Below are 25978 nucleotides of genomic sequence, written 5' to 3'. Positions count from 1 at the left end.
AAAAGTTCAATAAAAGAGGTGTATCGCCTTTTAAAGTCAAATGGTAAATTAGTAATTGCCGATGCTTTTCTAAAAAAAGACCCTTCAAAATTTTGTACTGGTAGCTCTTACGCATACAACAAACTATGTAATCATTGGAGTATTGAAAAATTAGAAACTATTGAAAATATGGTTCAAAAAATCAAAGCTCAAGGCTTTAAAACCGTTGGGGTTGAAGATGCATCATTTAGAGTTGCACCTTCTGTATTACATGTACCTTTTGCTATTATAGGATTCGCATTAAAACAACTTTTTCAGTCTAAAACCCTAAAACGAGAAAGTTTACATAATTTAAAAGGTTCATTTTACGCAATCGCTTTCTGGATTGCATATGAAGAGTTTTGGCTACTACATCATAACGTGCACTAAATAACAAAACAATGAAAAAAATAATTATTGCCGGAGGGAGCGGATTTTTAGGGAAATCTTTAGAAACTTATTTTTCAAAAAAAGATTTCACGGTAAAAATTCTAACAAGAAATCCAAAACAACAAAACGATATTCATTGGAATGCTAAAAATTTAGGACCATGGATAAAAGCTCTTGAAGGTGTTGAGGCATTAATTAATCTTACTGGTAAATCTGTGGATTGTCGATACACCAAAAAAACAAAAAACTAATTCATGATTCAAGAATAGATTCTACTCATGTTCTAGGTTTAGCAATTAACCTTTGCGAAAATCCACCAAAAGTATGGCTTAATTCATCTACAGCCACAATTTACAAAGAATCTTATGATAAAGAAATGACTGAAGCTGATGGAGGCATTGGAAATGATTTTTCAATGAATATTGCCAAATCTTGGGAAGCTGCCTTTAATTCAATAACAACTCCTAATACTAGAAAAGTAATTTTAAGAACATCTATTGTTCTGGGTAAAAAAGGTGGTGCTTTAATTCCGCTTAAAAATCTAACTAAGTTTGTATTAGGCGGAAAACAAGGCAGCGGCCAACAAAAAGTAAGTTGGATTCATGAACTAGATTTTTCAAAAGCTGTAGATTTTTTAATACATCGTAATGATTTAAATGGTGCTTTTAACTTATCAGTCCCTAAACCAACCAACAATGTTACTTTGATGAAATCATTAAGGAAAGTTTTAAAAATTCCTTTTGGAATTTCTCACCCAAAACCATTACTCAAACTAGGAGCTAAATTAATTGGTACAGAAACAGAGCTTGTTTTAAAAAGTAGAAATGTAATTCCTAAAAGGCTTTTGGATAATGGTTTTAAATTTCAATATCAAAACATTGAAAATGCTCTTTATAATCTTAACAAATAAAATTATGACATTTCTCAAAGCCCATTGGAAAAACCTCATTCTTGTAAATTATGAAGTAAATCCAGAAGTATTAAAACCATACATTCCTAAAGGAACAGAACTAGATTTGTTTAACAACAAATGCTATGTGAGTTTGGTGGGCTTTAAGTTTATAAACACCAAAGTTCTTGGCATAAAACTAATTAACCATATTAATTTTGAAGAAGTAAATCTTAGATTTTATGTAAAAAGAAATAAAAAAGAGGTGTTGTTTTTATAAAGGAAATAGTTCCTAAACCACTCATAACTTTTATTGCCAATTCTCTTTACAAGGAGCATTATCAAACTCTTAAAATGAAACACTCATGGCTTTACAGAGAAACATTCAATAAGTTTGAATATCAATGGTTTTTAAATAATAAATGGCAATCGATTTCTGTGCAAACCGAAACAGAGCCTTTAGAAATAGTTGAAAATTCTACTGAAGCCTTCATCACCGAACATTATTTTGGATATACAAAACATCACGATAAAACTTTTGAATATGAAGTAATACACCCTACTTGGGAACATTTAAATGTAAAAAATTTTAAAATTGATGTTGATTTTGAAAGTACATATGGAAACGATTTCAAATTTCTTAATCAATTACAACCAGACTCAGTAATTCTTGCTATTGGTTCAGAGATTAGTGTTAAAAATAAAAAAAGACTTCAAAATTAAAACCTCAAAACCAGAGAATTTAATATCATAAAATATCTTTTTATACGCTACTTTCTGGGCTGCATATAAAGAGTTTTGGATATTACATAAAAAATTGTAGCAAATAGTAAAAATGTTAAAGGTAGTATTTAGTTGGCGGATATGCGCGTTAGGGACAGCAGAGGAAAGCCCACAGCGCGACAAAGGAGGTACGAGGACTTGTAACGAATAGCCCGACCCTAGGGGTAACGTCTAAAATAATTATGCTGTACTAAACTTACATTTTAGGAAATTCATTTTTTTAGCTTATTTTTGGGTTTCAAAAGAAAAATTGCTTCATTAATGCCAAAACATCAAATTGATCCTAATAAGTGGATTGACCTTTATTCTGATTATCTTTTTAACTACACCATTACGCGTGTTAGTGATCGTGAGATTGCTCAAGATTTAGTGTCTGAAACGTTTTTGGCAGGTCTGAAATCTATGAAAAACTTTAAGGGAGAAGCTAGTGAGCGCACTTGGCTGATCTCTATTTTGAAGCGAAAAATTATTGATCATTATCGGAAAATTAATTCTAATAAAGGAAAAGCTGAGGTTAGAATTAATTATAAGGATAGTGAAAGTGAAGGAGATTGGTTAGAAGAACGTGTTGCTGACCCGTTTGATAAAACTGCCGAAGATACCCTGCAAAATAACGAACTTGGAGATGCTATTCATAATTGTTTAGAGAAGCTACCCCAGAAACAAGCTGACGTTTTTAAGATGAAAACAATTCTTAATTATGAAACTGAAGTTATTTGTAATGAATTAAATATTACGGCGTCTAACCTCTGGGTAATCATTCATAGAGCTCGAACTGCTATGGCTGATTGCTTAAATGAAAATTGGTTTTGATTATGACTAAAATGATAATTCCTTGTGACGAAGCAAATCATGTTTGTGATAAAACACAATACAAGGAGGCCACTTTGTGGGAAAAAATAAAATTAAATATCCACTTAATTTATTGTAGAGCATGTAGAAAGTACACAAAAAACAATGCTATACTTACAAAAACGATGAAAAAAGCTGATGTTGAATGTTTAGATAAAAAGCTTAAAGATGCTATGAAAAAAGACTTTGATAAAGCCTTGAAAGAAGTTTCTAATTAGCAATTAACAAAAGTATTAGCCATAATATTGGTAACCCCTCTACACAAAACGAACTATAATATCTCCCCTGTTCAACTTTAGAAAAAAGAACAAAAAGCATTGTAATTACTGAAACCACAAGTAAAAGCATAATTCTTTTAATTTCTGTTTCATCTTTAAAAAATTCAAGAAAGAAGAATAAAGTTATTAATACCCCTCCTAAAAATTTAGTACCCTTAACTCCTATTTTTTGAGGTAGTGTTGCTAGTTGCTTATTGTCGTATTTTAAATCTCTAATTTCAAAAGGTAACATTAATACCAAAACATAGAAAAAACGTTGAAAACATAATAACACAACATCTGCATTAATAGAATAATTATCGTTTAAAATGGGAATAAAAACCGAAACTCCAGCCCATACCAAAGCTATAATATACACCTTTAAGCCTCCTATATTTCTTAAGGAAATTTTGCTTTTTGGTAGAAATGGAATAGCATATAAAAACGTTAAAATAGCAAAACCTAAAATCCAAATTATTGTTTTAGTTTCTAATTGATAACCATAATAGCACATCAGTAAAAAACAAAAAAAAGATAATATTTGAATTAATTTTAACCAGTTTGTCAATTGCTTATGATGGAATTTTGCTATTCCAAAATACTTCACAAAATTATATCCTGTAACGGATGCATAGAACACAAAATACAAAACAGTTTCATTATACTCTAAATCGAGTTCTAACAAGGTAATCCAAGTTAACGCATATACCGCTAAAGCTACGTGAACACTACTGTTTATATAAAAATTAAGGAGTTGTCTAAAAATTATCACTTGGTAAAAATAAACAAACTGTTAATAAAGTCACCAATTGGTTAAAAACTTTCCATTTTTCGCAATAAAACCTTCTAATTATTAATTATTTTTGCAAATTACTTAACAAATTTCGCTTGAAATGAATACAAATGCTTTCGCTTTGCGTCATATTGGTCCTCGTCAAGAAGATCAAAAATTAATGTTAGATGCTCTTGGTTTAAACACTTTAGATGAACTAATTTCTGAGACAATTCCTGATGGAATTCGCTTAAAAAAAGGTTTAAATTTAAATGAACCTATGACGGAGTATGAATATTTGTTACATATTCATGATTTATCTAAGAAAAATAAAGCACGTAAAACATATATTGGTTTAGGCTATCATCCTACAATAATGCCTGCGGTAATTCAAAGAAATATTCTAGAAAACCCAGGGTGGTATACTGCCTATACACCATACCAAGCTGAAATTGCACAAGGTAGATTAGAAGCGCTTTTAAATTTCCAAACCATGGTTACAGATTTAACTGGTATGGAAATCGCAAATGCATCGTTGTTAGATGAAAGTACTGCCGCGGCTGAAGCTATGAGTTTGTTATTTGCTGTTAGAAGTCGTACACAGAAAAAAGCAGGTATCAATAAGTTTTTCGTTTCTGAACACATTTTACCTCAAACCTTGTCTCTACTTCAAACAAGATCTACACCAATTGGTATTGAATTAGTAGTTGGTAATGAAGATAATTTTGATTTTTCATCTGATTTCTTTGGAGCCATTTTACAATACCCTGGAAAAGACGGACAAGTTACAGATATTAAAACTTTTATAGAAAAAGCTAATGATACTGAAATAAAAGTTGCTGTTGCTGCAGATATTTTAAGTTTAGTGAAACTTGAAGCTCCAGGAAAATTTGGAGCAGATGTAGTTGTAGGTACAACACAACGTTTTGGAATCCCAATGGGTTATGGAGGCCCACATGCTGCTTATTTTGCTACTAAAGAGGCTTACAAAAGAGATTTACCTGGACGTATTATTGGAGTTACAAAAGACGTAAATGGTAACCGTGCCTTACGTATGGCTCTTCAAACTAGAGAGCAACATATAAAAAGAGATAAAGCAACATCAAACATCTGTACTGCTCAAGTTTTATTGGCTGTTATGGCAAGTATGTATGCTGTTTATCATGGTCCTCAAGGTCTAAAATTCATAGCAAATAAAGTTCATAATAAGGCTTCTAAACTTGCTGAAACCCTAGAGTCTTTGGGTTACAATCAAATTAATACGTCTTTTTTTGACACGCTTCGAATTAAAACAAAAGCTAAAAAGATAAAAAAGTAGCTTCAGATAAAAAAGTAAACCTTTGGTATCCTGATAAGGATACTGTTACTATAGCTATTAATGAAACTACTTCAATAAGAGATATTAATTATTTAATTTCTGTTTTTGCTGAAGCTGTTGAAAAAGAAACTATTGTTATTACTGAAGTTACTCCTGCTGACAACATTAAAAGTTCAGTTAGTAGAACATCAGATTTTTTGACACTAGAAGTCTTTAATAAATACCATTCAGAAACAGAATTGATGCGTTACATCAAATCTTTAGAACGTAAAGATTTGGCATTAAACCATTCTATGATTTCACTAGGGTCTTGTACCATGAAATTAAATGCTGCCTCTGAAATGCTGCCTCTAAGTATTTTTAAATGGGCTAATATCCACCCTTTTGTGCCTTTAAAACAAGCAAAAGGTTATTTAGAGGTTTTAAAAGCTTTGGAAGACCAGTTAACTGAAATTACAGGTTTTGCAGCAACATCTTTACAACCAAATTCAGGAGCGCAAGGAGAGTTTGCTGGGTTAATGGTTATTAAAGCATATCATGAATCTCGTGGAGATTATCATAGAAATATTTGTTTGATACCATCTTCTGCTCATGGCACAAATCCCGCAAGTGCTGTTATGGCTGGTATGAAGGTGGTAGTTACTAAATCTACTGAAGAGGGGAATATTGATGTTGATGATTTACGTGAAAAAGCAGAATTACATAAAGATAACCTTTCAGCATTAATGGTTACTTACCCGTCTACACATGGTGTTTATGAATCTGCTATAAAAGAAATCACTAAAATTGTTCATGATAATGGTGGACAAGTTTATATGGATGGTGCCAATATGAATGCTCAAGTTGGCTTAACAAATCCTGGAAATATTGGTGCAGATGTGTGCCACCTAAATTTACATAAAACTTTTGCTATTCCCCATGGTGGTGGAGGCCCAGGAGTTGGCCCTATTTGTGTTGCAAAACAATTAGTACCTTTTTTACCTGGAAATCCACTAGTTAAAACTGGAGGTAAAGATGCAATTACAGCTATTTCTGCAGCTCCTTTTGGTTCTGCTTTGGCTTGTCTTATTTCTTATGGTTACATAAAAATGCTTGGAGCTAAAGGCTTAACCGAATCTACAAAAATTGCAATACTTAATGCAAACTACATAAAACACAGATTAGAAGGATCTTACGACACTTTATATTCTGGAGAACGTGGTAGAGCTGCACATGAAATGATTATAGATTGTCGCCCTTTTAAAGCTAATGGCATAGAAGTTACTGATATTGCAAAACGCTTAATGGATTATGGATTCCATGCGCCAACAGTATCTTTCCCAGTAGCAGGCACAATGATGATTGAACCTACCGAAAGTGAAAGCAAAGAAGAAATAGATCGTTTTTGTGATGCTATGATTTCTATTAAACATGAAATTGACACCGTAAATAAAGATGAACCAAATAACGTTTTAAAAAATGCGCCGCATACTTTAGAAATGATTACTTCGGATGAATGGTACTTACCTTACTCTCGTGAGAAAGCTGCTTTCCCCTTAGATTACTTGTCTTCTAATAAGTTTTGGCCATCTGTGAGACGTGTTGATGATGCTTATGGTGATAGAAATTTAATTTGTACTTGTGCACCAATTGAGGAATATATGGAGGCTTAAAACTAACTTTGAACATCGTAAAAACTGGAAATTTCAAATTTAAAATTCTATTCAAAAATTTATATTGCTTGTAAGATTATAAATTAAAGCAATTTTTAGATCTATGAACATCAAGATTACTGGCACAGGAAGTTACATCCCCTCGAATATTGAAAAGAATGAAAACTTTCACAATCATCAATTTTTAAATAGTGATGGTTCTACTATCAAAGCTCCTAGTGAAGTTATTGTAAAGAAATTTAAAGCAATAACTGGAATTGACGAACGTAGATATGCAAAACCACATTTAAACACTTCTGATATTGCATCTTTTGCAGCTGAAAAAGCTATTGAAAATGCAAAAATCAATCGTGAAGATTTAGATTATATCATCGTCGCTCACAATTACGGAGATGTTCGACATGATAGTCAGCAAAGCGACACTGCACCTAGCATAGCATCAAGAGTTAAGCATCTATTGCGCATAAAAAACCCTAAATGTGTTGCTTATGATTTGTTGTTTGGTTGTCCAGGTTGGGTAGAAGGTGTTATTCAAACCAATGCTTTTATTAAATCTGGAATTGCTAAAAAGTGTTTGATCATTGGTGCAGAAACATTATCACGTGTTATTGATGATTATGATAGAGATTCGATGATTTATAGTGATGGTGCTGGCGCAGTAGTGATAGAATCTACAGAAGAAGAAGGTGGAATTCTAACACATGAAACTGCTACATTTGCCTTAGATGAAGCACATTTTATTTATTTTGGAGAAACTAACAACCCTAAAATAGATGATAACCGCAGATACATAAAAATGTACGGTAGAAAAATTTACGAATTTGCACTTACAAATGTTCCCCTTGCAATGAAATCGTGTTTAGATAAAAGTGGCATAGACATTTCTGAAGTTAAAAAAATATTGATTCATCAAGCTAATGAAAAAATGGATGAGGCGATTGTAAAACGTTTTTATGAACTTCACGATATGGATATGCCAGAAGGCATAATGCCAATGAGTATTGGTAAATTAGGAAATTCTAGCGTAGCTACTGTACCAACTCTATATGATATGATTTTAAATGGAGCACTAAAAAACCAACATATAAACAAAGGCGATGTTATTATTTTCGCAAGTGTAGGAGCAGGCATGAATATTAATGCTATAGTTTACAAGCAGTAATAATGTACGAGAACACATATCCCAACAAACGATTCAAACATACTATTGAATTTTTGAAAAAACACGTTTCTAAATCCAAATCTATTTTAGATTTAGGCGTTGAAAATCCATTTACCGAAATCATGGTTAATAATGGTTATTCAGTTGAAAACACAAAAGGAGAAGATTTAGATATTGATACAACAACTATTGAAAATTCTGTTGCGGAGGTTGTTACAGCTTTTGAAATTTTTGAGCACCTCTTATCCCCTTTTACAGTTTTAAAGTCTATTAAAACCGATAAATTAGTAGCTAGTGTACCATTAAAATTATGGTTTTCTTCAGCTTATCGAAGTAAAACAGATATGCTTGACAGACACTACCACGAATTTGAAGATTGGCAATTTGACTGGTTATTAGAAAAAGCGGGATGGAAAATTATTGATAGCCAAAAATGGACTAATCCAACAAAAAAAATTGGATTACGCCCTATTCTAAGATGGTTTACACCCAGATACTATATTGTTTATGCTGAAAGAGTTTAAATAATGAATTTCTCTATTATTATACCAGCTCACAACGAAGCAGACTCTGTTGGTTTAACGCTATATTCTTTGGTAAATCAAACCTTAAAACCAAAACAAGTAGTTGTAGTTAATGATAATTCTACAGATAAAACAGAACCTATAGTAGATGGTTATGCTCAAAAGCATGCTTTCATTTCTCTTGTAAATACTAAATCATCTGACAAACATTTACCTGGTTCTAAAATTATTAATGCATTTTATAAAGGTTATAAAACTTTAAATGAAGACTATGATGTGATTTGTAAGTTTGATGCTGATTTAATTTTCCCCAATGACTATTTAGAAAAAATAGCACTTCATTTTGCGAACGATGCCAAATTAGGAATGGCTTCAGGCTTTTGCTACATCGAAAACAATGAGGGTTGGGTTATAGAAAACTTAACAAGAAAAGACCATATTCGTGGTGCTTTAAAAGCTTATAGAAAAGAATGCTTTTACAAATAGGCCAATTAAAACCCTCGATGGGTTGGGATACAGTTGATGAATTATTGGCAAAATATTATGGCTGGAAAATTCTAACTGATGCATCACTTCACGTAAAACATTTAAAACCAACTGGAATTAGCTATAATAAGGCTTCCAAATATTTGCAAGGTGAGGCTATGTATAAAATGCGTTATGGCTTTTTTATCACTTTAATTTCGGCATTAAAACTAGCTTACAAAAAAGGTAAACTAAGTTTATTTAAAGATTATATGGCTGGTTATTTCAAAGCCAAAAAAGAAAATATTGATTATTTAGTTTCTCAAGAAGAGGGTCAATTTATTAGAAATATACGTTGGAAAGGGATGCTTAACAAGCTTAATTAAAACTCCAACCCTTATAGCTACTTGAAGCTTCTAACTTTTTCTCAATCGAATCTTCTAACTCAGGAAAAAAATCAATTCCTGTTAGCGCTTCTATTTCATCAACGGAAACAACAAATTCATATAATGGTTTATTTGAATCTTCATGTGCCATTAAAAAAGCTATCATTTTAGTTTTTCCAGTATTATTATCAATCAATACTTTATAAAATTGATTAGGTACAGAAACATGCTCTGTACCAATGGTTTCCATATTGCCTTTTAGAACACCTCCAGTAACCACAAAAACGCCATCGTATTTTCTTGCCCAATAGCGTACTTTTTGTTCGAGTTTATTCCAAATTCCAGAATTAAATTGATGTTCTTGCGGACTAATATTACTTGTTAAAAAAGTTTCATCATGAGCATCTTTAGAAAAACGTCTGTCTCCAGCTGGACAAAGGTGTCCGCGATCATATCCCGAATTTTTATAATTCCTCCAACTTGCTGCTCCTGTTTTCACAGCCTTATCTATTTCAAAATAAGGTCGTTTATGATTAGTGCTTGAAAGATGCGATTTTTTCAATTCATAAGCTACCCATTCAGCTTGTTCATGTTTTTCATTATACGATAATGAGTAACCTTCGTGATGCACAATTTGGGCTGTAGTGCTTGTAGGCAAAAAGTATTCATTTGTATCAGTCTTAGTTGTTTTTCCTTCAGTTACTATCTCAGCTTTTTCTTCTTCAACTAAAAAATGTTCATATCCATAAACACCCAATATAACAAGTAAAGCTACAATACCGTATAATTTGCGTTTATTCATTTATTCTAAAACAAATTCTAAAGGTTGACCAATTGCGAAGTTTGGAAAACTGATTCCTAAAAGTGCTGAAATTGTTGGAGCTATATCTGTAATTTCAGTTTTTTTGAAGGTGTTACCATGTTTAATTCCTTTTCCAAAAATTAATAATGGCACATGTGTATCGTAATTTAAACCACTACCGTGGGTTGAGCCAGTTTTTCCATAATTAATATATGCAGGGTCATCTAACAAAATAACATCGCCAGAACGCTTTTGGTTATATCCTTTTTGTAATAACGCTTCAATGCCCTCGGTAAAATTTACTGAACCCATTGATGTTGACATATATGCTTTTGAGATATGCTTGTAAGTAATTTGCTCGTTTACAATTGCTTCTTGCACATCGTTTAAATTCAAATCTAGTTCCTTAATTTTTCCTTTATTTAAGAATATTTGGTTGTTACTGATATTCTCAACAATTTCATTGGTACCATATGTTTCTACTAAGAACTTTTGAAATACTTCTTTTCGAGCTTTATTATCTAAATACCCTGAAGGAATTCTAGCAGATTGTAAATACGCAGGTACATCAATAGCACCGTGGTCGGCAGTTAAAAATACAACATACTCCCCTTTCCCTATTTTTTTATCTAAAGCATTAAAAAAGCGTTCTAAATCTTTATCTAATCTAATGTAAGTATCTTCAATTTCCTTTGAATTCACTCCAAAATTATGTCCAACGTAATCAGTACTGGAAAAACTTACAGTTAATACATCTGTAATATAATCTTGACCTAGTGCTTCTCCATCAATAGCTGCCAAAGCAAAATCAGCAGTTAAACTATTTCCATAAGGTGTTGCCTTAAGGATATTGAATCCCCCATTTTTCTTTTTCAACTTTCTTAATTTGTATGGAAAAGTAGCCGTTTCTTTTCCGTTAAAACCTTTTTCAAAATTATTTAAATCTGCTCCGCTTTCCGTGTAAGTTTCAATATCATATAATGTATTCCAATCTTTTAAATATGATTCAGCAGTATTGGAAGCATTAAAATCCTTTACCCATTTTGGTAATGTATCCATATAAAAGGTACTCGAAATCCAAACGCCTTCATTTGCTCCATGAAACCAATAAGCTGCATTAGCAGAGTGTCCCGCGGGCAAAATTGCGCCTCTATCTTTTATCGAGATACCAATAGTCTTTCCTCTCATTTGTGTGAATAATCTATTTTCATCAGAAAATGTAGTTGTTAACATACGATGTGGCGACATTTGGCCAGCTATAGAACTTGTTCCAACAGATTTAACTCCATTGTCCCCTGCACAATACACCATTTTTTTCGATGCTTTATCATACCAATTATTACTAATAACACCGTGATACTTAGGTGTTGTGCCTGTATAAATTGATGAATGTCCTGGGCCTGTGTAGGTAGGAACATAATTAAAATGGTTGTTTTTACAATTAAACCCCTCACGCATCATTCGTTTAAAACCATACTCTCCATATTTCTCATAAAATCTGGTCAAGTAATCATAACGCATTTGGTCAACTACAATGCCGACAACCAGTTTTGGCTTTTCATTTTGAGCTAAAACCGATATAGAAAATACAAGAACAAATAGATAAAAAATAAAACTTCATATTGATATAAATTAATAGCATTCAAAAATACACATATTAATATATCATATTTATAATTAAAGTTAAATACTTGTTGAGCTAATTTAAATTAGCATAACTTTTTTTACTTTAGCACTTACAAATTCTTATATGACATACCTCCATAATATAGGCGCTTACTTTTTAATGATTGTTGAGATGTTTCGTAAACCAACGAAATGGAGCGTTATGAAACAACTGATTCTTAAAGACATTGACGATTTAATTATTGGTTCTTTAGGGATTGTAGCTTTTATATCCTTTTTTGTTGGTGGCGTTGTTACTATTCAAACGGCTCTAAATATTGATAACCCTTTGATTCCAAAATACTTGGTAGGTTTTGCAACCAGACAATCTATTATTTTAGAGTTTGCACCAACGTTTATGTCTATAATTATGGCAGGAAAAGTAGGATCTTTTATCACATCAAGCATAGGAACCATGCGCGTTACAGAGCAAATTGATGCTTTGGAAGTTATGGGAATTAACTCTTTGAATTATTTAGTATTTCCTAAGTTTATTTCAATGTTATTGTATCCATTTATAATTTCCATTGCCATGTTTTTGGGTATTTTAGGAGGTATGGCAGCTTGTGTTTACGGTGGTTTTAGTACACTTGAAGACTATATTGTTGGTATTCAAAATGATTTTGAGACCTTTCATGTGGTATATGCCTTTATAAAAACATTTGTATTTGCCTTTGTTTTAGCCACTATTCCATCATTTCATGGCTATTATATGAAAGGTGGTGCTTTAGAAGTTGGTAAAGCTAGTACTACATCATTTGTGTGGACTAGTGTTGTTATTATTATTTTAAATTATTTCTTAACCCAAATGTTATTAAGCTAATGATTGAAGTTACTGATTTACATAAATCGTTTGGTGAGGTTGAAGTTTTAAAAGGTATTAGCACCACTTTTGATAAAGGGAAAACCAATCTTATTATTGGGCAAAGTGGTTCTGGAAAAACAGTTTTTTTGAAATGCTTATTAGGATTATTTGATTATGAAAAAGGCGCAATATCTTATGATGGGAAGGTGTTTTCTCAACTTTCTGAAGATGAAAAACGTAATATTCGTGCCGATATTGGGATGGTGTTCCAAGGGAGTGCTTTGTTTGATTCTATGACAATTGCTCAAAACGTTATGTTTCCACTTCAAATGTTTACTAAACAAAGTAAGAGTGAAATGGAAGATCGTGTAGACTTTGTTTTAAAACGCGTTAATTTAGATGATGCACATCATAAAATGCCTAGTGAAGCTTCTGGTGGGATGCAGAAACGTGTTGCCATTGCTCGTGCAATTGTAAATAAACCAAAATATTTATTCTGTGATGAGCCAAACTCTGGTTTAGATCCAAAAACAGCTATTGTTATTGATAATTTAATTCAAGAAATTACAGATGAATATCAAATAACTACTGTTATTAATTCTCATGATATGAACTCGGTAATGGAAATTGGCGAAAAAATTGTCTTCTTAAAAAATGGCTTAAAAGCTTGGGAAGGTTCTAATAAAACTATTTTTAGAACTGATAATGAAGTAGTAACAGACTTTGTGTACTCTTCAAATTTATTCAAAAAGGTACGTAAAATGTACTTGGAGGAAAATGAATAATAAAATTATATGGGGTAAAATTTTACTCTAAATGGATAAAACAACACTCTTTTTCTAAATGTAGAGCACATAATTTTGTAATGAATACTTTTATTAAATTGATTATGAAAATTAAATTCAACATTAAGAAATTATTTTGCGCATTAGCATTAATATGCTGTTCCAATTTTTTGATTGTAGGTCAAAATGAGCCAAATATTATTCTAATTTTAACAGATGATATGGGTTATGCTGATATTGGTTATAACAACACAGGTATAAATGATATTGTAACCCCAACTTTAGATAATTTAGCCGCTAATGGCACTAAATTCTCTTCTGCTTATGTTACACATCCTTTTTGTGGACCAAGTCGTGCTGGTTTAATGACTGGTAGATACCCTCATGAATTTGGTTCTCAATTTAATATTGCAGAAAATGATTTTAGTGCAGGTATAGACCTTAACGAAACTTTTTTAGTACTGTTTTAAAAGTGCAGGTTACAAAACTGGGGTTATTGGTAAATGGCACTTGGGGCAATCCACTCAATTTGACCCAATAGCGAGAGGGTTCGATTATTTTTATGGTATGCTGAATGGCGGTCATAATTTTTTCACTAAAACAACAGCTAATGGTGGTTTTGGAGGTGCTTACAATAGGGATTTAGTAGAGCAAAAAACATCGCCTGTTATTACTAGAGGTCCTGCTAACGAACCTACAAATGCTTATGTTACGGACTTATTTACAGATAAAGCCATTGAATTTATTCAAGAGGCAGAAACTGCTGATGACAATCAGCCATTTTTCTTATTCATGTCTTACAATGCACCTCACACTCCAATACAAGCACTTCCTGCTGATAAAAATGTACTAACTAATGCGCCTTATAATATTAATTACAATGGAGATGATGCTCGCCATACCTATGCTGCTATGGTGTATTCTGTTGATAAAAATGTTAAACGAATTGTAGATGAATTAGCTGCAAAAGGTGAAACTAACAATACTTTAATTGTATTTTTAAGTGATAACGGCGGCAAGACTGCTAATGGTGCAAGCGCAAACAATTTCCCGTTGCGTGGTGTAAAAGGAGATACTTATGAAGGTGGATTCAGAGTGCCAATGTTCATGTATTGGCCAGGCACAAATTCAAGTGAAGGCATACCTTCAGGAAAGACTTATGATTTTAATGTATCAGCTCTTGATTTATACCCTACGTTTGTAGCTCTAGCAAATGGTACTATTCCAACAGGAAAGCAACTAGACGGAAAAGATATTTTAAGTAATATTAAAAGTGAGACAGATGCTAGAGCAGGAGAATCTATTTACACTATCAGACATAGAAATATTAATAATATAGGTATAAGACGCGATAAATACAAAGCATACCATAACTCTAACAGTAACACTTGGTACTTATTTGACATGGAGACTAATATAGGTGAAAACAATAGTCAAGCTTTAAACACGAGTATTGAACCTTATAAAACTATATTGGCAGAAATGGCCAATGATGCCTACCAATGGTCGTTAACTCATATTGAACCTTTATTCTTTGATAGTTCTGGTGCTCAAAACACTTGGAGAAATAATCATAGTAACATATATTCTGGTAATTCAGAGACTTGGCAAGAAATAGCTTTTAATGGCTTTACAATACAACTATCTATTGATGATATTAAAGTAAGTGAAAAAGTTTCAGGATATATTTATCCAAATCCTGTAAAGTCTAATTTAAACATCTCATTTAAGAATCCAATTTCGCAAAGTTTAGATATTACAATTTATGATATTCAAGGAAAACCAGTATTAATTTACTCTGATTTAAAAACAAATGGTAAAAATAGTTTAGAGTTACCGATGAATATTTCGTTAAATAAAGGCTCTTATATTTTGAAAGCCACCTCAGAATTTGGGACTTTTAGTAAAATTTTTATTAAGGATTAATAGCAACAAAATCTAAAAAAAGGTATTCATTAATGAATACCTTTTTTTATAAATATTAATTCCAATAACCAGCAACTTACTCTGGTTTTTCTAAAATAATCCCTATTACATTAGAATCATAATTTAGATAATTATGCCAAGGACCATAAAGCCATAACAGTACCTTATAGCCATCTTTTGCAACAACGATAGGCCTTATATTTCTGTGAGGTGAATTTTTAGTAATTGGGTGCCATTTTATAGTTGAAATATCATCATCTAAACCTATTTTTGCGCTGTAAATTTCATGATTTCCACCTAAATCTTCTCCAGTTGACGGATTAACATCTGTAGAAATATAAACATTAGTTGGGTCTTCTGTATCAAAAGCAAGCAGCCCCGTGTAACTGCTTTCTACTTTATATAAATACTTCCCAGCATAAGCAATTTCTCTATCATGCCATTTTTTTCCATCCCAAGATGTTATTCTGTAGCGATGATCGCTATCATTCAAATAAAGCGTGTAACCAATATGAGGATTATTATTTTCATCCTTTGCCATAGCACATGTCCATGCACTATTTGGCACACTTTCGTTTACAATAGGTTTCTTTTTAGTATTACCACCGCTATATAACTTTTCGGCTTGTGATGAACGTAAAGGTCCATCATCTAAACTTTTAATTATAGTACCATCAACATTATAAAATGAATTGTTTGTGTATTCAACATAATATAAATTATTCCCAAAAGCACGAGGATGCGCATCAGTATAAGAAACTCCAATAGTGTTATTATCTACTTGTAAATATCGAGCGTATGGTCTTTGAAACCCATCTACGTCGTTAGTTATAAAATGTGTTCTATTTCCCCAAGTTTCGCCTTCATTTAAAGAAGTAACAAACGTTGGATTATAATTTAACCCGTCTCTAAAAAAATTATACAGTTTACCTTCATTTTGTATATTATATAAATTCATATAAGTTACGCCTTGTTTTGCGTTATACTCATGATTTAAGGTTTTAGTAGTCCCCCATTTTAAATAATCATTAGGTGCAGAAATATTATAATAATGTACTTTTTCGCTACTATGTTTCGCCCACATTGCCAATATACTTCCATCGCGACGATTGTATAAAGCTGGCACATTATGGTCGTCAACTTGAAGTTTTTCATGGAGCACCAAAGTACTATCTATACTTTCAGATGCTAAATCGAAAACACCTAACCTTACATCTCCACTTTGTCCGCTTAATCCAGAAATAATAAGTTTACCATTGCTAATTACAACTCTAGGATCTTGATACCAGCACCAGCCACCATCTTCCATAAAAGTGATATTATTGGTACTTTTATCAATTGGATAGAACTTGGTTATATACTTAAAGAGCTCTGAGCCTGCTGCTAAAAAAGCACCAATACCATAAACTTCGGTATAATCCTTAAAACTTTCTCCTGGAGCTGCGCCGATAGGTTGCACATAACCTAACATACCTTCTTTATTTACAGCTTTTTCAAGAGCATGCCACGCTTTAAGTAAAATAGGTTCATAAGTTGCTTTGTCTAACAAGCCGTTGTTAATCCCCCATGCAATTCCAAAGGTAAAAAATGAAGTTCCGCTGGTTTCCATATTTGGGTAATCTTTAATATCCCCTAATAAACCTGCGGACCATGTTCCATCTTCTCTTTGTGTATTTTTAATGGTTTTAGCCAATTGCTTAAACATGTTTTCGTAAAAAGAGTGTCCTTCCCAGTCTTGAGGTAAATCGGGAATCATAAGTGCTAATCCGCCAAACACCCATCCATTACCACGAGACCAAAATATAGGCTCGTCATTCTTTTCTTTTTTATCAAAATAAGATTTATCACGATAAAACAATTGTTTATCATTATCCCACAACTCATTATATGTCATTTGATATTGTTGGTTCATATACTCAAGATAAGTACTATCTTTAGTGATTTTGGCTAATCTTGACCAAACAGGTGGTGCCATGAATAAAGCATCACACCAATCCCATTGGTATTTTTGCCCTTTCTCACTATTAATTATTAAATCAAACCGAGCTTGTAAGGGTTTAATGGATGCTATATGCCTTAACCGGTTATTTTGATGTAGACTTAAATAAAACTGCCCCACAGTATGATCATCAGCATGATACATTCTTTTATGAAGTTTCCAATTATTTCTATCTCCAAGTTTTACAAGCCAATTGACATATTTCGGATTATGAGATACTTCACTTAGTTGAAACACGCCAGCATATAGTGCTCCATTTGTCCAATCTAACTCATGGTGCTTATTACGATTGTGCCATTTTTTTCTATTTTCTTTTGAAGGTAATGCTCTGTATTTCCCCTGTTCCTCAAAAGTTTCTATTTGCCAGTTAGCCACTTTTTCGGTCAGCTTGAGTACTTCTGAGGCAGAAGGAATGATGGGTGTTTCTTCTTGTTTTTTTTCACAATTGAAACAAAGGGTTGATGCGACAAGGTAAAGTAAAATATTTTTCATTGGTGTTGATTAAGAATTACCATGGAAGTTCTTCTCCTTCTTCTGAAAAGAATTTCCCTGAATCTAAAATTGTTAATTTATTAATTGTGTTTACTAACTTGAAAATAGCTTCATCTACAGTTAAAGTCGCTTCTTCTCCTCCCATATCTGTTTTAACCCAACCTGGACTTAAAGCAATGACACAAATATTTTTAGATTGAAGTTTTACAGCTAATCGGGCAGTAAGAATATTAAGAGCAGCTTTACTCATTGCATATGCATCAGAGCCTGTATCAGGATTAATATTTAGTGCTACAGAACCCATTCCAGAAGACATATTTACTAAACTACCATTTGCTTTAATGAAAGGCGTTATCGCCTGAGAAAAAAGAGCGACTCCAATGGTATTTATTTTAAAAATAGCTTCAAATGTTTTTGAAGTCCAACTACCAAAGTTTTCCTCGATATGAATACCAGCATTATTTATTACAATATCGAATGATAATTGCTGGGGCTTTATAAGGTTAGAAAAGTTATCTATTGAATTTTCGTTTGAAACATCTAACGTTTCAATGTTTAAATGATTTTGATTTGTTTCAGAAAGTGATATTAACTCTAAAGATGAATCCAAATTTCTACATGTAGCCAAAACAAACCACCCTTTTTCCAAATAAGATTTAACAAAACCGAGACCTAAACCTCGGTTAGCACCAGTAATTAAAATAGATCTCAAGGGTTTAACCATTCGGTTTATTTCAAAATTAGAATATTCTTCTGTTTAAGTTCTTTGGCTATCCAAGTTTTTAAAGCTTCTTCTTTTTTAGACTGAATACTATCTGGAAGATTTTTATTCCACTTTAAACGTAGTACTGAAACAGTATCTATATTAATAAAATCTTTAGATTCTAACATTTTAGAATATCCTAAATATTCTAAATCTTTAAACCTCACTTTTGCATCACGAGATAAGCTAGAAAAGTGTACTGCATTAGTTTCGCTTTTAGATTCTATTTGCTCATTTAGGCTTGTAATATTTGATTGTAATTCTTCAATTTGACTTTGAAGCCCATCAATAATGTTATCTTTTTTATCTAAATCTCTAATAGCTCTGTCATAAGCATCAGAGATCTTATCAAAACTTCTGTTTTTATTACCACTAATTTCTAATTCAAAATCACTAATTTTCTCGTAACCTTTGATTTCATTTCTTAAATCTGCCTCTGTAGCTTCTGATATTTCTCCATTAAAATACAGCGTTATCTTTTTATCCTCAGAATTTAATGTTCCATTTTGAAACCAAAGTTCCCTGTTCGATTTAACTTCATCAGTAATAAAATTATCATAATCATTTTCTAAACCACTATTCTCTAGAACCCTTAAAAACGTAATAGTTGGATAAATCATAACTACAATAGCTACTAAAGCAGCAAATCTAGCAGTACGCCTTCTTTTAACAGAATTAGCATATTTTAGCATTGGAAACCTTAAAACCTTCAACACAATAAAAGTTGCCAAAGCAATAAATATGGTATTAATGGTAAATAAATTCATTGCTCCTAAAAAATAAGACCAATTACCATCTGCCAAACCATATCCAGCTGTACATAAAGGCGGCATTAAAGCTGTAGCAATTGCAACACCAAAAATTACTGAAGCTATTGTACCTTTTTTTGTACGTGCAATAATTAAAGCTAAACCTCCAAAAAAGGCAATTAACACATCACGTATATCAGGTTTTACACGACCCAATAATTCCGAAGTCTCTTGATTTCCTAAAGGAAAAAATTCAAAAAACAAATACGCAGTTAATAAACTTAAAACTATCATCGTAGCTAAGTTTATAAGCGACTTCTTTAGAGTATCAATATCATTGATAGCAATAGACAAACCTATACCAAGAATAGGACCCATTAATGGGGAAATTAACATGGCTCCAATTACAACCGCAGTAGAATCTGCATTTAAGCCAACAGAAGCTACAAATATAGAACAAACCAAAATCCAAGCTGTAGCTCCTTTAAAGGGAATATCTCCTTTAATAGCCTGAATAGTAGCATCTCTATCAGTGTCATCTCTAAAATCTAGAAGCTCGCTTAAAAACTTTTTAATACTTGCAAATAAACCTTGAGCATCTTTTTTTACAGCTTGTTTAGACTCCTCTACTGCTTGTTCTTTCTTAACTTCCTCTTCAGAAAAATTAAACTTATTTTCTTCCATATAAATTGTCTTGGCAACACCAATATAAGACAAAAGTTTTTGCTTTAGTTACAACAAACTAAAATTCAAATATTATTTTTCTCCAAATTTCTTAGTAACGCGTTGTAAAACCTGCTTGATATTTTGTTCTTTTCCTTTTGGATATATGAGTAATGTGTCTTCTTTATCTACGATTATATAATCGTTAAGCCCATCAATTACAACAAGTTTGCCTTTATTTGCTCTTATAATATTACCTTCGGAATTTTCTGCTAACGTTTTTGCATTTAGTATGGCATTATTATGTCCATCTTTCGGTAATTTATCATATAAACTACCCCAAGTACCTAAATCGTTCCAATCAAATTCAGCAATTATAACATGAACGTTTTTGGATTTTTCCATTATAGCATAATCTACTGAGATATTCTCCGCCTTAGGATAGTTATCTCTTACGAAATCATCCTCAAAATCGGTGTTATATACTGGAATTCCTTTTTCAAATAAATCATATAATTCAGATTGATTTCTTTTAAAAGCTGCAATCACACTTTTGACACTCCACATAAAAATTCCTGCATTCCAAAGAAAATTTCCTTGTGAAATAAATTCTTTAGCAGTTTCGTAATCTGGTTTTTCTCTAAATTGATTTACCGATTTTATTGCTTCCTCGGAAGACTTATCGTATTCTATGTAACCATAACCTGTATTGGGAAATGTTGGCTTTATACCCAATGTCATTAACGCATCCTTTTTTACACAGAAATGGAAAGCTTTCTGTACATTTTTAGAAAATGTTGCTTCATCTTCAATCCAATGATCACTTGGCGCCACAATCATTACTGCATCTGGGTTTTCCTTCTGAATTTTCAAAGAAGCATATAAAATACATGGAGCCGTATTTCGCATTGCAGGTTCTAAAACCACTTGTCTTTGCTCAACTTCTGGAAGCTGTTCTAAAACTAAATCATTATAGCGCTCGTTAGTTAAAATGAAAATATTTTCCTTTGGAATTAAACGGGATAATCGTTGAAAAGTTTTTTGAATTAATGTATCTCCTGTTCCCAACATGTCGTGAAACTGTTTTGGAAAATCTTGAGTACTTACTGGCCAAAATCTAGAGCCAACACCTCCTGCCATTAATATAGCGTAATAGTTTTTATTCATTGTTTTTAATCATTTATCAATTCTACTTCTGCATTTGGGTTAAACAAATATAACCTTCCTGTTTTAACCTCAACACATTCAAAACGCTTGACACGCTTCTTATTCATTTTAAACACTTTCCCATTATATAATCTAAAAGTGCTCCCCAAAGGTAATTGGAAAATATATATTTTGTCGTTAGGTTCGTCGAATTGCTTTAATGCAAAGGCCAATAACGTATCTGTATCGCTAGAAGCTTTAGGATTTTTAAAATGTTTTGCTAATAAAGGCAATAAATCATTTGGAAAAATTTCTGGATTTATAAAAGGTAACATTAAATGCTGAAATGTACGCTTCCATTCTAAACCATGTGGTTTAATAAATCTCCCATAACTCTTGTAAGCCTCAAAATGAGCAATTTCATGAATTAATGTGATTAGAAAACGATAGGGATTTAAGTTTGAATTTATCGTGATTTGATGCTTTCCGTTTGGAAGGGATTTATAATCTCCATGCCTCGTTTTACGTTCGTTTTTAATTTTAACGATGAGATTATCATGCTCTAAAAGTTTTAAAACTTGGTATAACGCAGCGTCTGGAATACAACTTGATATCGAATTTATCATCACCAAAACCTCAAAGTAAACTATTTATTAATCACAACTACATTAGTTGCCTTATTAACTTGTAAGATGTAAATCCCAGTAGATATATTTGAGTTTAATTTTAATACTGTAACTCTAGAAAACTCATCGTAATTTTTTTGATTAATCTCAATAACTCTTCCTGTCATATCATACATAATAATAATTTCATTTCCATTGGTATTACTAATATTAATTTCACCTTCAATTACTGGATTTGGATAAATTACGGTTTCTATACTGCTTTCTTCTGGTAGACCTCCTTTGAAATAAGGTAAAGCATAGTTAAAAGCATCTACACCAATTTCTTTACCAATTAATCTCCCAGGAATGTCATCGACAGGAGGGTGAATTCCTCCCCAAACCCTACTTAAACTTGTTTGATCTGAGGCATCTCTATACGTTGCCCATTGTAATTTAACATCAACAGAAGGTCCTTTTTCAAAAACTAAAAATTCATCTTTTTTAGCAACAAACTCTCCCAAACCTCCGGGGAAGAATTCGTCACCAGTAATGAGAGTCATCACCTCTGCTGCAGCTCTAGAAAATGTTGAATGACCAGACACATATCCTGCAAAAGGAGGAGTTACAAAAGAAGGACGTTGGTAGGGCCACCAATTTTTTGCTAGTATCCAACCTACACCAGCCACATCAGTTAGTGGGTTACTTATATAATCGTGTCCTCTCCAAGCTAACACCTTAATTTTACCAATATTCTCATTATTATTACCACTTAAAGGGTCATCCTCTTCAATTTGTTCAATAAATCCTGGAGTTAAAGGAATACCTGCAATATGGTAATTTGTAAGGTTTTCATCTGTACTTTGTCCTAATTCAGACATATATCTTATTGCTGAAATTGGTCTTATATAATCATACCATCCTTTAATACTCCATGCAGCTATTGCAGAATCGTGCATTGCTCCACCAAGTATAAAATAGGATTTCACATCCCATTCCAACTCACTTAAAGTTTCTCCTTCTCCATTAAATTTACGTTCAAATAATGGGTGATCTGTTACATAATTTAATATTGTAAACCAATGTCCAGGAGGTGTTTCAGAATCTGGGCCATCTGCCCAAAATTCTGCTAAAACCCTTGCATAATCTGCTCTTGGCACCATTTGTATATCATAAGGGGTGTTAGTTTTAGGATTAACTTGATGTCCTTTACTTATATCCCCACCATCAAAAAGGTTGTAAAAATCTTTGTGGCCTTCAAAATCTGTTGGCATTTCTTCAATATCAATATTACCAATGGTTCTAGGAGATATATCCCACATTACACCATCAGTTGGATCTAAGTGAGAACTCCACAATGAAACTAAGGAGAAATTCCATTTGTACAACTCACTTTCAGAAGTGTTAGCATCTAAACTAAGATTTGGAGGGGCACTAGGATCATGATATACTTGATATGTATCTCCATCACGCTGATAAGTTAGTTTTTTATCTTCTGAAAGAGAAAAAGGATATACATTTCCCCATTCAGGACTTAAAAATGGAGGCACGGATCCTGCTATTTCATTTCCACTTTGATCAATAAATGTTCTAAAACTTAAAGGCTGCCATCTATTCGGGTTAGCAATACCAGTAAGATCTTCAACCTCTGTTAATTTCAAAGGAGGGTTTACGGGTATATAGTATGAGTTTGTATAAAAAAAGTTTTCATTTGAATCATCCTCTAATCCATAGGCAATTATCCTACTTGCTATATAATTCCCTAAAGCAGCAGCATCTCCATTTTCATAATCTACTGAGGTAAAATCTTTCTCATAACCCAGTTGCTCCATCACAACATCAAACCTGTTTCTAGTTTCTTCGTTTCGTTGCCCAATAAACCTATGGTTTAACAATCTATAAACGGCATAACTAATTGCTTTTTTTGGGAGTCTTCAGAAGACTCATTAGGTATAAAATCGTTTAATTGATTTGAAAATCCATTTAAAGTATTTCCAATTAAATAAGGTTCTGCATTTTTGTCTAAAATAGCCCACGAATCGTAAATAGCAACAGCTGTATGAAATAAGTTCCTGGCATGAACTGTAGGCCTAGCAAAATCGTTCCGAATGGCTTCTAAGAGTACTTCATTCCATATTCTAGCTACAGAATAATTTGAATTGGCATTTTGAATATTTAAAGCAATTTCAAGAGACTGCTGTTCACTACTACAACTTGTATTATTTACAATAAGTTTAACAACACCTTTATCTTCTATCCCCCATTTTACCGATATTTGGTTAGTACCTTGTCCATCAATTATTTTACCTCCTTCAACGGACCACATAGCTGTATCTTCACTTGATAAATTACAAGTATATATTTCTAAATTATTGAACCCTGAATTTATTGGGCCTTCTATAGCATTTACCATTAAATATTCACAACTTTCAGGATTTGAAATAGTTGCATTTGGGTTGTAAGTACAAGCACTAGGATCAATACATCCTGGGATTTTGGCACTCGGAGTTATATTTAAAATTTCAAAACCCTGCCCTTCAATTGCTTTAATAGTTTGATTACTATTTAAGTTTTGGTAGGTTTCTATTAACCCAGAAGGCCATTCAATTTTAAGCTCAATTATTTCTGTATTTTCATTTAATCCAAAATGAACTGGTTGTAAACTTTGAGATAAAAACCCTAATCCTGAGTAATATTTTTTAAAAACACCTGCATTGGTTGTAATTATAACTTTACTTCCTAAAGCATCTCTATTAGAGGTTGTTCCCTGTAACCAAATTTTAAACCAATTTAAAGATGAAGTTTCATTTGCATTAATCAACTTATTCTCATAAAAATATGATTCCCTATCTGTATTTGTAATAAAAACATCCAGATCTCCATCATTATCATAATCAAAGTCAGTTGACTCTGTACTCATAGTAACATCAGCTAAACCAACTATGCTCGTGCTTTTTTGAAATACTATTTGACCTCCCTCAATAGTTAAGTTCTTATAATAAAAATTCTCCCGTTCAACATCACTTTCATATCCATTAACAATTATAAGGTCTTCATCTCCATCTAAATCAAAATCAGCAAAATTACTACCCCATGCCCAAAATGTTTGTAATACTCCTAACTCTTGGGCTACATCACTAAATAAGTTATTTCCATTGTTCCTAAACAAAGCATTATCATCTATCCCTGTTGTAAAAAAATCAAAATCCCCATCAAGATCAAAATCACTAACAGAGATGCACATGTCGTTAGCATTTTCCTCACTTTCAAGATTATATGTAGCTGCTGCTTCTAAAAAACCGGTTCCAGATTGATTTATAAAAAGCAAGTTATCTTGAGCAAAGTCATTAGAGATATACATGTCAAGCCAACCATCTTCATTAAAATCAAACGGCATTACCATATAACTTTGAGATACATTGGATATATTAAGACCTAACTGCAAAGACATTTCAGTAAACGTTTCATTACTGTTATTATGATAGAAGTAACTCTCGCTGCACCCAGACCAATCAACTACAAAAATATCTAGATAACCATCATTATTATAATCAAACCAAGTTGCTCCTGTGTTTATACAACCATTATTTTGAAGTATGCCCGCTAATGCTGTAACTTCAGAAAAAGTACCATCGCCTAAATTCTTAAATAACTGTACTTTTCCAGCATGTGTAAAAAAGATATCTGGAAAACCGTCATTATTATAATCCCCCCAAGACACACCATATTTCCATCCATCTAGTGCCTCTGCAGTTTCTCTCAAATCAACACCTAAAACAAATAAATCGGTTAACCCAGATAAATCAGTAACGTCTGTAAAAGAACCATCATTATTATTTCTGAATAATCTACTTTTCGCTATTTCATTTCCTGCAGACTCTCTTCCCTTTGCTACAACAAAAATATCTAAATCTAAATCTCCATCATAATCGGCAACTGCAACACCATTATTTTCTTCTAAAACATCTAAATTGGTGTAAGAATTTGCCTTAACAAAACTTTGAGCCTTAATAAAACATGGGAAGCTGATTAAAATACTCAGAAAAATAAAGCGTATAACTGTACTAAACATTTAAAAAAATTAACATCATAAAAGTAATAAATATTCAT

General features: G+C 32.3%; 23 protein-coding genes and 2 pseudogenes. 15 read left to right on the top strand and 10 right to left on the bottom strand.

What is annotated here, in order from left to right:
- The first annotated feature begins 18 nt into the window (after positions 1–18).
- The 7 genes from AC0L5U_RS18580 to AC0L5U_RS18550 all read left to right on the top strand — a co-directional run bounded on the left by AC0L5U_RS18580 (position 19) and on the right by AC0L5U_RS18550 (position 3150).
- Positions 19–408 carry a hypothetical protein gene (locus AC0L5U_RS18580; RefSeq protein ID WP_473417921.1) on the top strand — a complete coding sequence of 130 codons (390 nt, stop codon included), beginning with the start codon at positions 19–21 and terminating at the stop codon, positions 406–408.
- 11 nt (positions 409–419) lie between these two features.
- On the top strand, positions 420–659 hold the full coding sequence (locus tag AC0L5U_RS18575) for a hypothetical protein (protein ID WP_473417920.1): 240 nt from the start codon (positions 420–422) through the stop codon (positions 657–659).
- On the top strand, positions 629–1318 hold the full coding sequence (locus tag AC0L5U_RS18570) for a TIGR01777 family oxidoreductase (RefSeq protein ID WP_473417919.1): 690 nt from the start codon (positions 629–631) through the stop codon (positions 1316–1318). The genes AC0L5U_RS18575 and AC0L5U_RS18570 overlap by 31 nt, the downstream gene beginning before the upstream one ends.
- A 4-nt stretch (positions 1319–1322) precedes the next feature.
- Complete coding sequence (locus AC0L5U_RS18565) at positions 1323–1577, top strand: DUF2071 domain-containing protein (protein ID WP_473417918.1); 255 nt, start codon at positions 1323–1325, stop codon at positions 1575–1577.
- On the top strand, positions 1574–2020 hold the full coding sequence (locus AC0L5U_RS18560) for a DUF2071 domain-containing protein (protein WP_473418333.1): 447 nt from the start codon (positions 1574–1576) through the stop codon (positions 2018–2020). Before AC0L5U_RS18565 ends, AC0L5U_RS18560 begins: the two co-directional genes overlap by 4 nt.
- Positions 2021–2341: 321 nt before the next feature.
- Entirely contained in the window at positions 2342–2893 is a 552-nt protein-coding gene (locus tag AC0L5U_RS18555) for a sigma-70 family RNA polymerase sigma factor (protein WP_473417917.1), read from the top strand.
- A 2-nt stretch (positions 2894–2895) separates the two neighbouring features.
- Entirely contained in the window at positions 2896–3150 is a 255-nt protein-coding gene (locus AC0L5U_RS18550) for a hypothetical protein (RefSeq protein WP_473417916.1), read from the top strand.
- Here AC0L5U_RS18550 and AC0L5U_RS18545 read toward each other — a convergent pair.
- Complete coding sequence (locus AC0L5U_RS18545; RefSeq protein ID WP_473417915.1) at positions 3143–3961, bottom strand: UbiA prenyltransferase family protein; 819 nt, start codon at positions 3959–3961, stop codon at positions 3143–3145. The genes AC0L5U_RS18550 and AC0L5U_RS18545 overlap by 8 nt on opposite strands.
- A gap of 121 nt (positions 3962–4082) precedes the next feature.
- Between AC0L5U_RS18545 and gcvP the strand changes: the two are divergent.
- The 4 genes and pseudogenes from gcvP (at position 4083) to AC0L5U_RS18525 (ending at position 9468) form a co-directional block, all read left to right on the top strand.
- Positions 4083–6931 (top strand): annotated as a pseudogene (gene gcvP, locus AC0L5U_RS18540) (aminomethyl-transferring glycine dehydrogenase).
- A gap of 103 nt (positions 6932–7034) precedes the next feature.
- Entirely contained in the window at positions 7035–8093 is a 1059-nt protein-coding gene (locus AC0L5U_RS18535) for a 3-oxoacyl-ACP synthase III family protein (RefSeq protein WP_473417914.1), read from the top strand.
- A 2-nt stretch (positions 8094–8095) separates the two neighbouring features.
- Positions 8096–8617, top strand: a complete 522-nt coding sequence (locus AC0L5U_RS18530; protein ID WP_473417913.1) for a methyltransferase — start codon at positions 8096–8098, stop codon at positions 8615–8617.
- A gap of 3 nt (positions 8618–8620) precedes the next feature.
- Positions 8621–9468: pseudogene (locus tag AC0L5U_RS18525) on the top strand (glycosyltransferase family 2 protein).
- Here the strand turns inward: AC0L5U_RS18525 and AC0L5U_RS18520 are convergent.
- Positions 9461–10270: a DNA/RNA non-specific endonuclease gene (locus tag AC0L5U_RS18520; RefSeq protein ID WP_473417912.1), complete on the bottom strand. Its 810-nt coding sequence runs from the start codon at positions 10268–10270 to the stop codon at positions 9461–9463. The pseudogene AC0L5U_RS18525 and the gene AC0L5U_RS18520 sit on opposite strands and share 8 nt — an antisense overlap.
- The gene (gene pafA, locus AC0L5U_RS18515) at positions 10271–11881 is read right to left on the bottom strand and encodes an alkaline phosphatase PafA (protein ID WP_473418332.1); all 1611 of its coding nucleotides are present in this window, start codon (positions 11879–11881) and stop codon (positions 10271–10273) included.
- A 139-nt stretch (positions 11882–12020) separates the two neighbouring features.
- On the opposite strand from pafA, the gene AC0L5U_RS18510 reads away from it, so the two are divergent.
- The 4 genes from AC0L5U_RS18510 (at position 12021) to AC0L5U_RS18495 (ending at position 15451) form a co-directional block, all read left to right on the top strand.
- Entirely contained in the window at positions 12021–12758 is a 738-nt protein-coding gene (locus AC0L5U_RS18510) for an MlaE family ABC transporter permease (protein ID WP_473417911.1), read from the top strand.
- Positions 12758–13525, top strand: coding sequence for an ABC transporter ATP-binding protein (locus tag AC0L5U_RS18505; protein ID WP_473417910.1), 768 nt, complete (start codon positions 12758–12760; stop codon positions 13523–13525). The genes AC0L5U_RS18510 and AC0L5U_RS18505 overlap by 1 nt, the downstream gene beginning before the upstream one ends.
- Before the next feature lie 104 nt (positions 13526–13629).
- Positions 13630–13995, top strand: a complete 366-nt coding sequence (locus AC0L5U_RS18500) for a sulfatase-like hydrolase/transferase (RefSeq protein ID WP_473417909.1) — start codon at positions 13630–13632, stop codon at positions 13993–13995.
- Between the two features lie 40 nt (positions 13996–14035).
- Positions 14036–15451, top strand: coding sequence for a sulfatase-like hydrolase/transferase (locus tag AC0L5U_RS18495; RefSeq protein WP_473417908.1), 1416 nt, complete (start codon positions 14036–14038; stop codon positions 15449–15451).
- 76 nt (positions 15452–15527) lie between these two features.
- Here AC0L5U_RS18495 and AC0L5U_RS18490 read toward each other — a convergent pair whose 3' ends face one another.
- From AC0L5U_RS18490 to AC0L5U_RS18460, 7 genes are all read right to left on the bottom strand, one after another.
- Positions 15528–17942: a glycoside hydrolase family 88 protein gene (locus tag AC0L5U_RS18490; protein WP_473417905.1), complete on the bottom strand. Its 2415-nt coding sequence runs from the start codon at positions 17940–17942 to the stop codon at positions 15528–15530.
- Positions 17943–17958: 16 nt separating this feature from the next.
- Complete coding sequence (locus tag AC0L5U_RS18485) at positions 17959–18654, bottom strand: SDR family oxidoreductase (protein WP_473417903.1); 696 nt, start codon at positions 18652–18654, stop codon at positions 17959–17961.
- Positions 18655–18671: 17 nt separating this feature from the next.
- Positions 18672–20138 (bottom strand): DUF389 domain-containing protein, encoded by a 1467-nt coding sequence (locus tag AC0L5U_RS18480; protein WP_473418331.1) that lies wholly within the window; start codon positions 20136–20138, stop codon positions 18672–18674.
- A gap of 72 nt (positions 20139–20210) precedes the next feature.
- The gene (locus AC0L5U_RS18475; protein WP_473417902.1) at positions 20211–21284 is read right to left on the bottom strand and encodes a mannose-1-phosphate guanylyltransferase; all 1074 of its coding nucleotides are present in this window, start codon (positions 21282–21284) and stop codon (positions 20211–20213) included.
- A gap of 5 nt (positions 21285–21289) precedes the next feature.
- On the bottom strand, positions 21290–21889 hold the full coding sequence (locus tag AC0L5U_RS18470) for an ImmA/IrrE family metallo-endopeptidase (RefSeq protein ID WP_473417901.1): 600 nt from the start codon (positions 21887–21889) through the stop codon (positions 21290–21292).
- 20 nt (positions 21890–21909) lie between these two features.
- Positions 21910–23763: a T9SS type A sorting domain-containing protein gene (locus AC0L5U_RS18465; protein ID WP_473417900.1), complete on the bottom strand. Its 1854-nt coding sequence runs from the start codon at positions 23761–23763 to the stop codon at positions 21910–21912.
- A complete protein-coding gene (locus tag AC0L5U_RS18460; protein WP_473417899.1) occupies positions 23757–25940 on the bottom strand; it encodes a CRTAC1 family protein in 2184 nt (727 codons plus the stop codon). The genes AC0L5U_RS18465 and AC0L5U_RS18460 overlap by 7 nt, the downstream gene beginning before the upstream one ends.
- Between the last annotated feature and the right edge of the window lie 38 nt (positions 25941–25978).

Source organism: Jejuia sp. G7-7, from assembly GCF_055808955.1.
Note: the sequence above shows the minus strand (reverse complement) of the source record. Positions and strands in the feature narration are given on the sequence as shown.